Raw genomic sequence first — 14427 nt, 5'->3', positions numbered from 1 at the left:
GGCAGTCAAAGGGGAAAATCCTCCGATGGCAGGATATATCCTTTCTCCGGGTGCTGAAATGGATTTGGAACATTGACTGTCAAAAGCTTCACGATTTTATTTGTATGGTTTACCCAGTTGTGCTTTTCATTAGAATGAATCTGGATACTGTCTCCGGGATAAAGGATGTGCTGAGATGAGCCGAGCTGGATTGTGACGATTCCTTCCAGGACATAGATAAATTCTTCGCCGGAATGGCTGTACATCTCCAATTCCTCTTCGTCTGTGTTTGCCAGAGGCATAAGAAGAAAAATTCGGGGCAGAAAATCATACGCTTCGATATCGTGGCTCAAAAAACTCTGTATGATCTGTGGGCTGACCGGTATCGTTTTGCGCGAAAAACTGTGGACTACCGGATCTTCCTTCAGCCCCTCTTCCGTATCGCTGAAAAAGCTGTTGAAGCTTACCCCGAGAACGGAAGCAATTTTGTCCAGCGTATCGATTGCGATAGAAGACATACCGCGTTCCATCTGGGAAAGAAAGCCGATGGACAGATCGGTCATCTCCCCAAGCTGTTTTAAAGTTAACCCTTTCGCGGTGCGGAGAGATTTGATTTTTTCTCCAATTGCAAGATTTTGACTCATCGTCCATCCTCCTTCTTCTTTCTTGAAATACTGACAGTATAAAAGATTTTTATTTTTACGTCAAGATTGCCTGCGTCGGACCTGAATTTCATGATAGTGAAAAATATAACGATAAAAAAGGAAAATACTTCATAAAAGATAAAAAATTAACAAATTATAACAATAAAATACAAAAATAGAAAAACAAATTTTCATAAAAATGAAAATGATATTGACAAAGGTGTGAAAAATGCTATAATAAATTCAGAAACTAGAACGCGGTCTATATAAGTTGCACAAAGAACAGGAGGTTTAGCCTTGAAAATCAGAAAGTCATTTCACACCATCGACACACATACGTGCGGGGAACCGACGAGAAATGTGATCGGAGGAGTCCCGCCTATACCGGGGAAAAGTATGGAAGAGAAAATGGAATATATGGCCGGGAAAGGAGACTGGATACGGAAGCTTTTGACATTCGAGCCAAGAGGAAACGAGGTAATGTCCGGTACGATCATTACGGAGCCTTGCAGGGAAGAAGCGGATTTTGGCGTATTGTATTTTGAAGTCGGAGGCTGGATGCCAATGTGCGGACACGACACGATCGGGGTCGGTACAGCGCTTGTGGAAGCTGGGATGGTGGAAGTAAAGGAACCTTACACTTACGTGACGCTGGATACAGCGGCAGGGCTTGTCAAACTGAAAATCGAGGTAAAAAACTGCTCAGCCGTGAATGTCACATTCGTCAATGCGCCGGCGTTTGTCCTTGCGCAAGATGCGGTTGTCGAGACGGAAAGATATGGGAAAATTCATATGGATATCGCGTATGGCGGAAATATTTACGCGATCATCCCTGCAGAACAGGTGGGGCTCCCTATTGATCCGGAACATGCATCAGAACTGGTAAAAGCGGGAAATTACCTGAAAAAAGAGATCAACCGCACCATACCGGTACAACATCCGACGCTGGCTTTCGAAAATCATGTGACTCATATTGAGTTTTATGAACCTTCCGGCCAGCCGGACGGAGCGGTTCGAAATGCAGTGATTATCCCTCCGGGCGCGGTAGACCGTTCCCCTTGCGGCACAGGCACATCGGCAAAACTTGCCGTGCTGGCAGCCAAGGGACAGATAAAAAAAGGCGGGTCGTTTATCCATCAGAGTATCATTGGGGCACAGTTTTTGTGTAAATACCTGGACGACGCCGAAGTGGCAGGACGCCCGGCAGTTGTGCCGGAAGTGACCGGGAGAGCCTGGGTAACGGGAATCCATACTTTCCTGCTTGACCCGGACGATATTTTCCAGGAAGGATATCAGCTGGCTTAGCATAAGACGGAAGTGGAGAAGAAAGAAGGAGACGCCATGGAAGACAGAAGAGTGAGAGAGCATCCCATTCTGGGGATACAGGAAGAGAATTTTGTGGAAATCACAGTGGACGGGCAGACGCTTCGTGCAAAAGAAGGGGAGACGATCGCGGCGGCGCTGCTTGCAAATGGGATTCAGATCCACCGGTATACAGCAAAAAAACATGAGCCAAGAGGGATTTTCTGCGGTATCGGACAATGCACAGACTGTGTTATGACGGTAGATGGAAATCCGAATGTACGGACATGTATAACGCCGGTAAGGGCGGGGATGACGATTGAGACACAGCAGGGTTACGGAAAGCGAGGAACCGGAAGATGAAACGAGAAGTGGTAATTATAGGAGGAGGACCGGCAGGGCTTGCGGCAGCCATCGAGGCGGAAAGTCGCGGGTGCGACGTCCTTCTGGTAGATGAAAACCGGCGGGCAGGCGGGCAGCTGTTTAAACAGCTTCACAAATTTTTCGGATCAAAAGCTCACAGCGCCGGGGTGCGGGGAATAGATATCGGAAGGCAGCTTTTGCAGAAAACGGAAGAATTGAATGTGGAAGTATGGCTCAACAGTCCGTGCATCGGGATTTTCAGCGATAAACGGGCAGCCATTTTGCACAACGGTGTAACTGAGGTTGTGGAGGCAGAAAAACTGTTGATCTGTACCGGGGGAGCAGAAAACCCGCTTCGGTTCCCAGGTTGGACGCTGCCTGGAGTGATGGGGGCAGGAGCCGCACAGACGATGGTCAATGTGGGGAGAGTACTGCCTGGAAAGAGGATTTTGATGGTAGGTTCCGGAAATGTAGGGGTGATCGTGGCTTATCAGCTGATGCAGGCCGGAGCGGATGTTGTGGGAATTGTGGAAGGGATGCCGAAGATCGGCGCCTATGGAGTGCATGCGGCGAAAATACGTCGGGCCGGAATCCCGTTTTATCTTGGATATACGATCAAAGAGGCCAAAGGGACGGATAAAGTAGAGAAAGCTGTCATTGCACAGTTTCAGGGCGGAAAGATTGTGGAAGGGACGGAACTGGAAACAGATGTGGATGTGATTTGCGTGGCAGTCGGGCTTCGGCCGCTTTCCGAGCTGGCTCAGATGGCGGGCGTACGTCATGGGTTCGTCCCGGAACTGGGTGGATTTATGCCGCTGCACGATGAGAATATGGAATCCAGTGTACCTGGAATTTATGTGGCTGGAGATACGGCCGGAGTGGAAGAGGCAAGTACGGCAATGGATGAAGGAAGGCTGGCAGCCGCGGCAGCAGCACAGGCACTGGGACATTTTCCGGATGAAGAGGCAGAAAAGAGAAAACAGGAAATACGGGATCGCCTGGAATCTCTTCGCCAGGGACCGTTTGGAGAGAGAAGAATGGCGGCGAAAGAACGGATTGTCGGGAAAGGAGTTTGACATATGGGCACAGAAAAAGGGATTATCTATGATGGCTATCCATCTGCGGAGGAAATACGGCAGGCAAACGGATGGCCGGAAGAAGAGCGTTGGGAAAAAGGACCGGTAGCGGTTGTCGAATGTGTGCAGCAGATCCCGTGCAATCCTTGTGAGGGAGCATGTCCGTTTCATGCCATTCAGATTGGGAACCCCATTACAAATACACCGCGTGTCGATACGGAAAAGTGCGTGGGCTGCGGGATGTGCGTAGCGGCGTGTCCGGGTCTTGCGATTTTCGTGGTGGACAAGTCTCTCGGAAACGGGCTTGCAGCAGTCAGTTTTCCGTTCGAGTACGTGCCGCTTCCACAAAAAGGCGACCAGGTGGATGCGCTCAGCAGGGCAGGGGAGTTTGTCTGCAAAGCAGAAGTCATAAAAGTCATGAACCCGGAGAGAAACGATCACACGCCGGTTATCACATTGGCTGTTCCAAAAGAATATGCCGATCAGGTCCGGACGATGAGAAGGCTGCGGCTTCCGGAGAAGGGAGAAGGATTTCACAAGGCAGAAAAGGACGAGATTCTGGATGATGATGTGATTGTCTGCCGGTGCGAGGAGATCACAGCCGGAGAGATTCGAAAAGCGATCCGTGAGTACAAGGCGACAACGGTCACGGAAGTGAAACGAAGAGTCCGCGCCGGCATGGGACTTTGCCAGGGGAGAACATGCGGAAAGATCGTTGCCAGGATGATCGCGGAAGAAACCGGGAAACCGATGAGTGAGATACTGGGAAGTACGGACAGACCGCCGGTGCGCCCGGTAAGCTTTGGGGAATTGGCGGCAGATAAGGAGGAAAGCGATGATGAGCGGGACAATGTATAAGACGTTTGATGTGGCGGTAATCGGAGCAGGATCCATCGGTTCCTCGGTTGCGTATTTCAACGCCAAAAAAGGGGCTCAAGTCGTTCTGATTGATGCGGGCGATATTGCGCAGTCTACGAGCAGCCGCAGCGACGGAAATGTGCTTGTATGTGACAAACAGCCGGGATTTGACGCTATATTTGCAAAGGCAAGCCAGGATATGTTCCCGGAGCTTTCCAGGGAACTGGACTATGATCTGGAGTGGAAGCAAAAGGGAAGCCTGTTCCTCACTGAGACGGAAGAGGAATTTGAGATTGCCTCAAAATTTTGCCAGGACATGAAGGAGTGCGGGATCTCCATGCGTATGATGGATCAAAAAGAGATCCAGGACGATGAACCCCTGCTGGCAAAAGATATCTATGGAGGGTTGGAGACGATATCCGACGGTTCTGTCTATCCAATCGGGCTGGCTTACGGGCTGGCGTTAGGAGCGGAAAAGAAGGGAGCCATCCTCTCTCTTCATAATCGCGTAACGGATATTGAAAAACAGGAGGATGCGTTCCGGATCGAAACGGAAAACGGTACGATCCTCGCCAGGAATGTTGTGGACGCCTGCGGCGTGTGGGCTCCGGCCATCGGAGCCATGGTAGGACTTCCGATTCCCATCCGGCCAAGGCAAGGGCAGATTCTTGTGTCGGAACAGACTTTCCAGGTGGCCAGGAGAAAGGTACACGAGTTTGGCTACATGCTCACGAAATTTCAGTCTGGAAGCTACAGAAGGCCGGTCTCTGAACGGGTAGAAAAACATGGAGTTGCGTTTGTGTTTGAGCCGACGGCATCCCACAATTTTCTCATTGGTTCTTCCAGGGCTTTTGCCGGGGAAGACATTTCCTCGGAGATTGAAGTCATGAAGGCCATGGCGGAACGTGCCATCCGATTCTTTCCGGTTATAGCAGACATCAAAGTGATCCGTTCCTACAGCGGACTGCGGCCGTATACGCCGGATCACATGCCGATTGTGTCCGGGACCCCGGTGGAAGGATTCTATATTGCAGCCGGGCACGAAGGAGATGGGATCGGGCTTGCCCCTATCACAGGAAAAGTCATGGCAGATATGATTGCGGGAGAAGCGCCGTTTATGGATCTGTCCCCGCTTCGCTACGACAGATTTTTTTCAAAAGAAGAAAGATAAAAAACAGTCCATTTCGTATATCAGGAGGTAAGATATGAATCCATTATTTTGCGGAGTATACGCAGTTGCCGTCACACCATTCCAGAAAGACGGTACCTTTGATTATGAGTCAGCCAAAAAAAATCTGGATTGGCTGATCGAAAACGGAGTCCAGGGCGTCTGTATTCTCGGAGCCACCGGAGAGTATCAGAGCATTTCGGATGAAGAACACATGGAGTATGTAAAAGAGATTGTTCCTTATATCAAGGATCGCACAAGTGTGATCGTGGGAGCATCCAGAGAAAGGCCGGAGGATGTTGTAAAACTTGTAAAAAATATCAAGGCATGCGGAGCCCACGCGGCCATGGTGCTCCCTTCTTTCTACTGCCACCCTGCCCAGGATGAGATTGTGGAACATTACCGTTATATAGAAGAACAGACCGAGTTCCCGATCGTGGCATACAATAATCCGGGATCTGCCGGGATCGAGATCGGGCAGGAAGCGTTCAGAAAAATTCTGGCCCTTCCTTACACAGCCATCGTAAAAGAATCCAGCGGGACGATGCAGAAACTGACGGAAGTACTCCTGGATGCGCCGAAAGAAGTGTCCGTCTTCTGCGGATGCGACAATCTGGCGTATGAAAGCTTTGCGGACGGCGCATGCGGATGGATCTCCATGCTGGCAAACGTTGCGCCAAGGCAATGTGTGGAACTGTATCGGTCGGTATGCCTGGAAAAAGACCTGGAAAAAGGGATGCAGATTTACAAGGAGATCCTCCCTGCTCTCAACGTCCTTGAGTCTTTCCCGAAACCGGTACAGGCTTTGAAATATGGGCTTGGTAAAAAGGGACTGAACGGTGGTTTTGTGAGAAGGCCAAGGATGGAACTTACCGGGGAAGAGAAGTCCTATGTGGAAAGAGCAATGCAGTTTGAAAAACTCAGATAAATGCAGGAAAGGAGAAAACAGATATGGAAATCCGCAAATTATTTATTGACGGGGAATGGGTAGACTCCCAAAGCGACGCGTATATTGAGATTGAAAATCCGGCTACCCATGAGATCATCGCGAAAGTGCCAAGAGGAAACGAAAAAGATGTGGATCGGGCGGTAGAGGCAGCCCGCAAGGCGTTTGAAACATGGCAGTATACGCCTCTTGAGACAAGGCTGGATCTGATGGGAAAGGTTGTGGAAGGGCTGAAAAGCCGCAGGCAGGAACTGATCGAAACCATCACAAAAGAGCTGGGCTCTCCGTACAAAGTTTCGGCGGAAGTACACACAGATCCTTTCCTTTTGGAGGCGTCCCATTATGTGAAAGTGGCCTCAGAATTTACATATGAGCAGAGAAGGCAGACATCCGTTGTGAGAAGAGAACCAGTAGGGGTAGTGGGAGGACTTACACCGTGGAATTTCCCTCTGGAACAGATTGAAAAGAAAGTGGTGCCGGCACTTCTGGCAGGAAACTGCGTTGTGCTGAAACCAAGCCAGTTCACTCCTCTTACGGCTTACATTCTGACGGAAGAGATTGAGAAAGCGGGATATCCGCATGGGGTGTTCAATCTTGTGACCGGGCGCGGAGGAGAAGTCGGGAATGCGCTGGCTTCCCATAAAGATGTGGATATGATCTCCTTTACCGGATCCACAGATGCCGGAAGAGAAGTGGCGAGAAAGGCTCTCGTGAACATCAAAAAGCTGGCGCTGGAACTGGGAGGAAAATCTGCAGCCATCCTTCTGAAAGGCGGAGACTGGGAGGGCGGTATTCGGACGGTTCTCGACACCGTTGTCCCAAATGCAGGGCAGACGTGCAATGCGCTTACCAGGCTTCTTGTGCCGGAAGATGAACTTTCCAGGGCGGAAGCAATCATTTTGAACGAGCTGAAGGATTACACATACGGACCGTCTGACGACTGGACGGTGTCACAGGGACCTCTTTCCTCAAGAAAACAGTTTGACAGGGTAAGAAAATATATTGAACTTGGCCTTGAAGAGGGGGCACGGATGATTGCCGGAACAATCCCGGAAGACAATGGCAGTTATTATGTGGAACCGGTCGTATTCAGCGACGTGAAGCGAGATATGCGGATTGCCCAGGAGGAAATCTTTGGACCGGTACTTGTGGTATTGCCGTACCGGACGGTGGAAGAGGCGGTGGAAATCGCCAACGACAGCATATACGGGCTTGCAGGAGCGGTGTTTGGAACAGAGGAAGAGGCAAACAAGGTAGCCCGACAGATGAAGACCGGAACGGTCTATGTCAACGCCGGACAGTGGGACGTGGCATCCCCGTTTGGAGGATATAAACAGTCTGGTCTCGGAAGGGAAGGCGGCGTAGAAGGCTATGAAGAATTCCTGGAAGTGAAAACAATCTATGACAGATAAAACAAAAAGAAGGGTGCATCCAGGCGGATGTGCCCTTCCTTTTTGCTTTATCTGTCACTTGTCTCTTTCAGGGAGAAATCCTTCAAAAATAAAATAGTCAAAGGTTCGCTCGCAGGCGTACAGTTCCCGGACGGATTTTACAGTCCAGGCAAAACACGGAATCCCAAAGAGCACCCGGCACAAGGTCAGGGAAATCGCAGCTTTTGCGTGGTGGTCGTAGGCGATGAAATCCGGCTTGGTAAGGAAATTCAGGAGCAGATGGCGTGGAAAATAGTACACAGGATGGAATTTCCCGTCATCCCTATGAAAATTCATCGCCAGCTGTCCACGACAGATGTCCGGACGGAATTTCCGGTACCACAAAAGTGCCAGCGGGTGGAATGATTCGATACAGTAAGTTCCCGGGTACGTGTCCAGAATCTGTGCGGTTTTCCTGCAGACAGCGCTCCCAATCTTTTTATACTTGATTTCCACGATCAGCGGTACTTTCCCGTCCACAATTTTCAGAACATCTTTCAACAGAGGGATTCTTTGGTCGGTCCCAAGGACGGGAAAGCGGCACAGCTCCTCGTATGTGCATTCATCCACATCTTTTTCGATGCCGCAGATCCTCTTTAAGTCGAAGTCATGGGCTACGACAACCTGACCATCTTTCGTAAGCTGGACATCCATTTCGATCCCATAACCATGGTCCGCCGCAGCCTGGAATGCTGCCAGCGTATTCTCAGGGATCCCATTCTCAATATTGTGGAGCCCCCGGTGCGCAAAATAAAGTCCCGGCATTCTCTTTGCCCGCCCGATGAGCCGCGGTGTAATGGAAAAGAGATAGGCAAGGCCAAGTGCAGCAGCGTGTGTCAAGACAGAAAAATTTTTTCTATTCATAACCTTCCTCCTGAGTGTAAAAAATCTTATGACAAAACATCCTGCAAGCAATGTGTACGGATGAATTCCTCTGCTATCATCATAGCACAAAATCAGAATGATGGTGCGAATTGTTTATAGATTTTTCATTGGAGATTCCAGGGGGGCTCTGTTATACTATACAGAGGGGAATCAGCATTCCCGTGTTTAGAAAAAGCCAACAAAGGTTTTGAGGAAAAAGAGGTGTAAGTCAATGAATGAGAACTTGAAAACTTCTGATCTGGCTCTGGAACTTGGCCGTGGATTGGAAAACAGCGCGGAATTTACAGCATTGATGAACAAATATAAATGTGCGATCATGGAAGTGGAGACAAAGCTCAACGTATTGAATGCGGAGTTCTCCCTGAACTATGACCGCAATCCTTTTGAATCTATCGAGACAAGGCTGAAATCTCCGGAGAGTATCCTGGAAAAGATGCAGCGCAAAGGATTTGAGCTGACGTTGACCAGCATCGAAGAGAATCTGTTTGATGTGGCTGGGATCCGGGTTGTATGTGCGTTTCAGGAAGATATCTATAAGCTGGCAGAGCTTTTGACAAAGCAGGATGATATCCGCCTTTTGCGGACAAAAGACTATATCAAGCATCCGAAGGATAACGGATACCGAAGCCTCCACTTGATACTGGAAGTGCCGATCTTTCTGGCAGACGGCAAGAAATATATGAAAGTGGAGGTGCAGTTCCGCACGATAGCCATGGATTTCTGGGCAAGTGTGGATCACAAGCTGCGGTATAAAAAAGTGATCGAAAATGAAGAACAGATCATTACAAAGCTAAAACGGTGTGCCAATGTCATCTCACGTCTGGATCAGGAAATGCAGGATATACGCAATATGATCGAGAAAAGTGAAGCGGAAAGTTCCGTGCATAGAGAAGACCAAAAAAGCGGCATACTAGATGATAAAGAAAAGAAAAAAGCGGTATAGCGCAGGAACGACAGAAGGAGTGAGCGTATGGACGGAAAAAGATTAGAAGCATATGAAGTGCTGGAACAGAAACGACTGGAAGGCATTCAGTCGGACGGAACGCTTTTGCGTCACAAAAAGAGCGGAGCAAGGCTCGTACTTATCGAAAATGATGATGAAAACAAAGTATTTACAGTGGGATTCCGGACACCGCCGGAGGACAGCACAGGACTTCCACATATTCTGGAACACTCCGTGTTGTGCGGATCGAGAAATTTTCCGGCTAAGGATCCGTTCGTTGAGCTGGTAAAGGGATCACTCAATACATTTTTAAATGCCATGACCTATCCGGACAAGACGGTGTATCCGGTGGCAAGCTGCAATGACAAAGATTTTCAGAATCTGATGCATGTATATATGGATGCCGTTTTTTATCCGAATATCTATGAGAACGACAAAACATTCCGCCAGGAAGGATGGAGTTATGAGCTGGAGAGTGAAGATGCAGAACTAAAATACAATGGAGTTGTGTACAATGAGATGAAAGGTGCATTTTCATCTCCGGAAGGTGTTCTGGACCGTATGGTGCTGAATTCACTTTTCCCGGATACAGCGTACTCAAACGAGTCCGGAGGAGACCCGGATGAGATCCCGTCCCTCAGCTATGAACAGTTCCTGGCTTTCCACAAAAAGTATTACCATCCTTCCAACAGCTATATCTATCTGTACGGAAATATGGATATGGAAGAGAAGCTTGCATGGCTGGATGAGATGTATCTGAGCAAGTTTGAAAAAGAAGAGATCGACTCGGCTATCAGGATGCAGAAGCCATTTGAAAAAACAGTAGAATGGGACCGTGAATACTCGATTTCCAATACAGAGTCTGAGGAAAATAATACGTATCTGTCTTACAATAAAGTGGTGGGAATAAGCCTTGACAGAGAGTTGTATATGGCGTTTTCCGTACTTGATTATGCACTTTTATCCGCCCCGGGAGCACCTCTTAAAAAGGCGCTTTTGGATGCAGGCATCGGCTACGATGTGACAGGCTCCTACGATAACGGCATATATCAGCCGATTTTTTCCGTGATCGCAAAGAATGCAGAGCTGTCGCAGAAAGAAGAGTTTGTCCGTGTCATTGAAGATACGCTTCGGAAGATTGCAGAGGAAGGCATGGATGAGAAGGCCCTGACAGCAGGGATTAATTACCATGAATTCCGTTACCATGAAGCGGATTTTGGGAACTATCCGAAAGGGTTGATGTACGGCCTTCAGATTTTCGACAGCTGGCTTTACGATGACAGCAAGCCATTTATCCACATCGAAGCGTTGGATACCTTTGCATTTTTGAAAAAACAGATATCTACCGGTTATTACGAAACACTCATTCGGGAGTATCTGCTCGACAATCCGCACGCATCCATCGTCACGATCAGTCCGAAAAAAGGGCTGACTGCAAAACATGACAAGGAACTGGCTGAAAAATTGAAAGCATACAAGGAAAGCTTGTCTGAAGAGGAGCTCGCAAAACTTGTGAGAGATACAAAAGAGCTCAGGGAATATCAGGAAGAACCTACTCCTGCCGAAATTCTGGAGAAGATTCCAGTGTTGGAAGTAAGCGATATTTCAGAGGAAATCGCTCCGATCTTCAACGAAGAACTTAAAGCAGGGGATGTGCCGTTTATTTACCATGAAATCGAGACAAACGGTATCGGATATCTGGATATTCTCTTTGATCTCAGAACGTTGACGCAGGAAGAAATCCCTTATGTAGGGCTTCTTCAGGCGGTGCTCGGTATCATTGATACGGAACACTATGAGTACGGAGAACTTTTCAACGAGATCAATATGCGCACCGGCGGAATTGAGACTTCTCTTGAGATGTATGCGGATGTGACGAAAGTAAAAGAAAAAGAATACCGGCCGACATTTGAGATAAAGGCAAAATCACTGTACGAAGGGCTTCCGTTTGCCTGCTCCATGATGAAAGAAATTTTGATGCATTCTGTTCTGACAGATGAAAAACGTTTGAAAGAGATCGTGGATATGCTGAAGTCCAGACTGCAGATGAAATTCCTCTCCGCCGGACACACAAGCGCAGCGCTTCGGGCAATGTCCTATAATTCGCCGCTTGCAAGGTTCAAAGATATGACAAACGGAATCGAGTACTACGAGACTGTGAGCAGGATCGCGGATCATTTTGAGGAAGAAAAAGAAAAACTGACAGCCTGTCTGACGCATCTTGTAAAAAAGATATTCCGCAGGGAAAATATGATGGTAAGCTACACAGCTTCCAGGGAAAGCCTTGATCCGGTACTTCGCGAGATGGAGGAGTTTGCGGGTGCACTCTGCACGGATGAGGTGGAAAAGGGTGGATTTACCCTTGTTTGTGAGAAGAAAAACGAAGGGTTTATGACATCTTCCAAAGTACAGTATGCTGCAATGGCGGGCAATTTTATCGAAGCAGGACAGCAGTATACGGGGGCGCTCCAGATTCTGAAAGTGATCATGGGGTATGAATATCTCTGGCAGAATATCCGTGTTAAAGGCGGCGCGTACGGCTGTATGAGCAGTTTCAACCGGCTGGGAGAAGGATACTTTGTGTCCTACCGGGATCCTCATCTGAAAAATACGCTGGATATCTATAGAGGAGTGACGGAATACCTTCGGAATTTCTCAGTAAGCGACCGAGATATGACAAAATTCATCATAGGAACCATCAGCAATATGGACCAGCCGATGACACTAGCCATAAAAGGAGACCGTTCCATGAATCTGTATATGAACAGAGTATCTGCCCAGACGATCAAAGAAGAACGTCTTCAGGTGCTGCATGCAACACAGGAAGATATCCGTGCGCTGGCAGATATTGTGGAGAAAGTGATCGATGCAGAGCAGATCTGCGTCATTGGAAACGAAGAGAAAGTAGAAAAAGAACAGGCTGTATTTAAAGAAGTGAAAGCATTGTTCTAACAATAAAGGAGAAGAGACGTTGACGGACGAAAGACAATATAAATCAGGTTTTGTAACATTGATCGGAAGGCCGAATGTCGGAAAATCCACGCTGATGAACCGGCTGATCGGACAGAAGATCGCCATCACATCCAACAAGCCTCAGACGACGAGGAACCGCATACAGACCGTTCTTACGACGGATGAGGGGCAGATTGTTTTTGTGGATACACCGGGTATCCACAAGGCAAAAAATAAACTGGGGGAATACATGGTCAATATTGCGGAAAGGACCCTCAATGAGGTAGACGTCGTGCTCTGGCTTGTGGAGCCTACGACCTTTATCGGGGCGGGAGAACAGCACATCGCCAAACAGCTGAAAAAAGTCCACACCCCGGTTGTACTTGTCATCAATAAGGTGGATAAAGTCAAAAGAGAGGATCTGCTTCCGTGTATTGCCGCGTACAAGGATGTATACGACTTTGCAGAGATTGTCCCGGTGTGTGCAAGGAGCGGAGAAAATACGGATGAACTGGTAAAAGTCATCATGCAGTACCTTCCGTACGGACCACAGTTTTACGATGAGGATACGGTCACAGATCAGCCGGAACGGCAGATTGTGGCGGAGCTGATCCGTGAGAAAGCACTTCACAGTCTGAATGAAGAGATTCCACATGGGATTGCAGTTGTGATTGACCGGATGAAATTCAGACAAAGCCCAAAAGGAACGATCGCGGACATCGATGCGACGATCATCTGTGAGAGGGATTCCCACAAAGGGATCATCATCGGGAAACAGGGCAGCATGCTGAAAAAAATCGGCAGTACTGCACGGTATGAGATCGAGAGACTTTTGGACTGCAAAGCAAACTTAAAGTTATGGGTCAAAGTAAAAAAAGACTGGCGTGACAGCGAGTTTTTGATGAGAAATTTTGGATACCGGGAAGAAGAATAAGGACAGAGAGAATCGGAAACCCTACATCCATATACGGATGAAGAGGTGATACGATGAAAGAAACATACTGGGCACGGTTCGAAGAAACCGGGAAGGTGGAAGATTATCTGACTTATAGACGGATGAAAGGAGAGATCCTGGAAGACAGTCGGTATCGCAGCAGGAAGGATGAAAAAGGTGAATCAGACGATTACCGTGACAGGGATGATCCTGTCAGCCATACCGATCGGGGAATACGATAAAAGGATTGTGATTCTGTCCAGGGAACGGGGAAAGATTTCTGCATTTGCCAGGGGAGCAAGAAAACCGGGCAGTATGTTGATGGGAACAACCAATCCTTTTGTGTTCGGTACATTTTCCTTGTATGAGGGGAGATCCTCCTACACACTGAAGCAGACAGATATCCAGAATTATTTTGGAGAGCTCCTCACGGATATTGAGGCGGCATATTATGGATTTTATTTTCTGGAGTTTGCGGATTACTGCACAAGGGAAAATAACGATGAGACAGAGATTCTAAAACTCTTATACCAGACGATGCGAATCGTTGTGAAACGGAGTATTCCGCTGCAGCTCATCCGCTACATATTCGAGCTGAAGATCATCAGTCTCGGAGGAGAAGCACCGAGAGTGTTTGAGTGCAGCGGATGTGGAAAAACAGAGGATATTTTCTGGTTCAGCGCAAGAAACGGAGGACTTCTGTGCGGAGGATGTCAGGGAAAGGCGGAGGATGCTATACCCATCCAGAAGTCGACAGTATATGCCCTGCAGTTTATTGTGGCAACTCCGGTTGAAAAACTGTACACGTTTACCGTGAGCGGCGAAGTGCTCTCCCAGCTAAGCCAGGTATCCCGCCGCTATATGGATGTGTATGTGGGCCACCACTTCAAATCAATGGATATGCTGAAGCTGGTTTAAAGTGACTTTGCATCCTTTATACCGTGTAA

Annotated in this window: 14 protein-coding genes; 12 read left to right on the top strand and 2 right to left on the bottom strand. The window is 48.2% G+C overall.

Annotated elements, in window-relative coordinates; genetic code table 11:
- Nucleotides 1-5 precede the first annotated feature (5 nt).
- Nucleotides 6-623 carry a helix-turn-helix domain-containing protein gene (locus ACLROL_RS05200; protein ID WP_087201861.1) on the bottom strand — a complete coding sequence of 206 codons (618 nt, stop codon included), beginning with the start codon at nt 621-623 and terminating at the stop codon, nt 6-8.
- 297 nt (nt 624-920) lie between these two features.
- On the opposite strand from ACLROL_RS05200, the gene ACLROL_RS05195 reads away from it, so the two are divergent.
- Genes ACLROL_RS05195 through ACLROL_RS05165 form a run of 7 tightly spaced genes read left to right on the top strand, consistent with a single transcriptional unit; the run spans nt 921 to nt 7748 of the window.
- Nucleotides 921-1928 carry a proline racemase family protein gene (locus tag ACLROL_RS05195; RefSeq protein WP_087201859.1) on the top strand — a complete coding sequence of 336 codons (1008 nt, stop codon included), beginning with the start codon at nt 921-923 and terminating at the stop codon, nt 1926-1928.
- A gap of 36 nt (nt 1929-1964) precedes the next feature.
- Nucleotides 1965-2288: a (2Fe-2S)-binding protein gene (locus tag ACLROL_RS05190; RefSeq protein ID WP_087201948.1), complete on the top strand. Its 324-nt coding sequence runs from the start codon at nt 1965-1967 to the stop codon at nt 2286-2288.
- Nucleotides 2285-3364: an NAD(P)/FAD-dependent oxidoreductase gene (locus tag ACLROL_RS05185; RefSeq protein WP_221919259.1), complete on the top strand. Its 1080-nt coding sequence runs from the start codon at nt 2285-2287 to the stop codon at nt 3362-3364. Before ACLROL_RS05190 ends, ACLROL_RS05185 begins: the two co-directional genes overlap by 4 nt.
- Before the next feature lie 3 nt (nt 3365-3367).
- Nucleotides 3368-4222 (top strand): (2Fe-2S)-binding protein, encoded by an 855-nt coding sequence (locus ACLROL_RS05180; protein WP_087201855.1) that lies wholly within the window; start codon nt 3368-3370, stop codon nt 4220-4222.
- Nucleotides 4200-5393, top strand: coding sequence for an NAD(P)/FAD-dependent oxidoreductase (locus tag ACLROL_RS05175; protein WP_087211583.1), 1194 nt, complete (start codon nt 4200-4202; stop codon nt 5391-5393). The genes ACLROL_RS05180 and ACLROL_RS05175 overlap by 23 nt, the downstream gene beginning before the upstream one ends.
- A gap of 34 nt (nt 5394-5427) precedes the next feature.
- On the top strand, nt 5428-6318 hold the full coding sequence (locus ACLROL_RS05170; protein ID WP_087201851.1) for a dihydrodipicolinate synthase family protein: 891 nt from the start codon (nt 5428-5430) through the stop codon (nt 6316-6318).
- A 23-nt stretch (nt 6319-6341) separates the two neighbouring features.
- Complete coding sequence (locus tag ACLROL_RS05165; protein ID WP_087201849.1) at nt 6342-7748, top strand: aldehyde dehydrogenase family protein; 1407 nt, start codon at nt 6342-6344, stop codon at nt 7746-7748.
- A 54-nt stretch (nt 7749-7802) separates the two neighbouring features.
- Here the strand turns inward: ACLROL_RS05165 and ACLROL_RS05160 are convergent, their stop codons facing one another.
- On the bottom strand, nt 7803-8630 hold the full coding sequence (locus ACLROL_RS05160; protein ID WP_087201847.1) for a glycerophosphodiester phosphodiesterase family protein: 828 nt from the start codon (nt 8628-8630) through the stop codon (nt 7803-7805).
- Nucleotides 8631-8862: 232 nt separating this feature from the next.
- Between ACLROL_RS05160 and ACLROL_RS05155 the strand changes: the two genes are divergently transcribed.
- From ACLROL_RS05155 to recO, 5 genes are read left to right on the top strand one after another with little or no spacing between them, the layout of a single operon-like run.
- Nucleotides 8863-9594: a GTP pyrophosphokinase family protein gene (locus tag ACLROL_RS05155; protein WP_087201845.1), complete on the top strand. Its 732-nt coding sequence runs from the start codon at nt 8863-8865 to the stop codon at nt 9592-9594.
- 27 nt (nt 9595-9621) lie between these two features.
- Entirely contained in the window at nt 9622-12546 is a 2925-nt protein-coding gene (locus ACLROL_RS05150) for an insulinase family protein (RefSeq protein ID WP_413067438.1), read from the top strand.
- Nucleotides 12547-12565: 19 nt separating this feature from the next.
- Nucleotides 12566-13480, top strand: a complete 915-nt coding sequence (era, locus tag ACLROL_RS05145) for a GTPase Era (RefSeq protein ID WP_087211592.1) — start codon at nt 12566-12568, stop codon at nt 13478-13480.
- A gap of 53 nt (nt 13481-13533) precedes the next feature.
- Nucleotides 13534-13722, top strand: coding sequence for a hypothetical protein (locus tag ACLROL_RS05140; protein WP_144018254.1), 189 nt, complete (start codon nt 13534-13536; stop codon nt 13720-13722).
- Complete coding sequence (gene recO, locus ACLROL_RS05135) at nt 13658-14398, top strand: DNA repair protein RecO (protein WP_413067437.1); 741 nt, start codon at nt 13658-13660, stop codon at nt 14396-14398. Before ACLROL_RS05140 ends, recO begins: the two co-directional genes overlap by 65 nt.
- The last annotated feature ends 29 nt before the right edge of the window (nt 14399-14427 follow it).

Source organism: Sellimonas sp. (genome assembly GCF_047234585.1).
Classification (GTDB): domain Bacteria; phylum Bacillota; class Clostridia; order Lachnospirales; family Lachnospiraceae; genus Sellimonas; species Sellimonas caecigallum.
This window is presented reverse-complemented; position numbering and strand designations above follow the sequence as displayed.

Excerpts from the sequence above, each read along its gene's own strand:
- ACLROL_RS05200 (WP_087201861.1), bottom strand. The coding sequence starts at position 623 with ATGAGTCAAAATCTTGCAATTGGAGAAAAAATCAAATCTCTCCGCACC.
- ACLROL_RS05190 (WP_087201948.1), top strand. The coding sequence starts at position 1,965 with ATGGAAGACAGAAGAGTGAGAGAGCATCCCATTCTGGGGATACAGGAA.
- ACLROL_RS05185 (WP_221919259.1), top strand. The coding sequence starts at position 2,285 with ATGAAACGAGAAGTGGTAATTATAGGAGGAGGACCGGCAGGGCTTGCG.
- ACLROL_RS05180 (WP_087201855.1), top strand. The coding sequence starts at position 3,368 with ATGGGCACAGAAAAAGGGATTATCTATGATGGCTATCCATCTGCGGAG.
- ACLROL_RS05175 (WP_087211583.1), top strand. The coding sequence starts at position 4,200 with ATGATGAGCGGGACAATGTATAAGACGTTTGATGTGGCGGTAATCGGA.
- ACLROL_RS05170 (WP_087201851.1), top strand. The coding sequence starts at position 5,428 with ATGAATCCATTATTTTGCGGAGTATACGCAGTTGCCGTCACACCATTC.
- ACLROL_RS05165 (WP_087201849.1), top strand. The coding sequence starts at position 6,342 with ATGGAAATCCGCAAATTATTTATTGACGGGGAATGGGTAGACTCCCAA.
- ACLROL_RS05160 (WP_087201847.1), bottom strand. The coding sequence starts at position 8,630 with ATGAATAGAAAAAATTTTTCTGTCTTGACACACGCTGCTGCACTTGGC.
- ACLROL_RS05155 (WP_087201845.1), top strand. The coding sequence starts at position 8,863 with ATGAATGAGAACTTGAAAACTTCTGATCTGGCTCTGGAACTTGGCCGT.
- ACLROL_RS05150 (WP_413067438.1), top strand. The coding sequence starts at position 9,622 with ATGGACGGAAAAAGATTAGAAGCATATGAAGTGCTGGAACAGAAACGA.
- ACLROL_RS05140 (WP_144018254.1), top strand. The coding sequence starts at position 13,534 with ATGAAAGAAACATACTGGGCACGGTTCGAAGAAACCGGGAAGGTGGAA.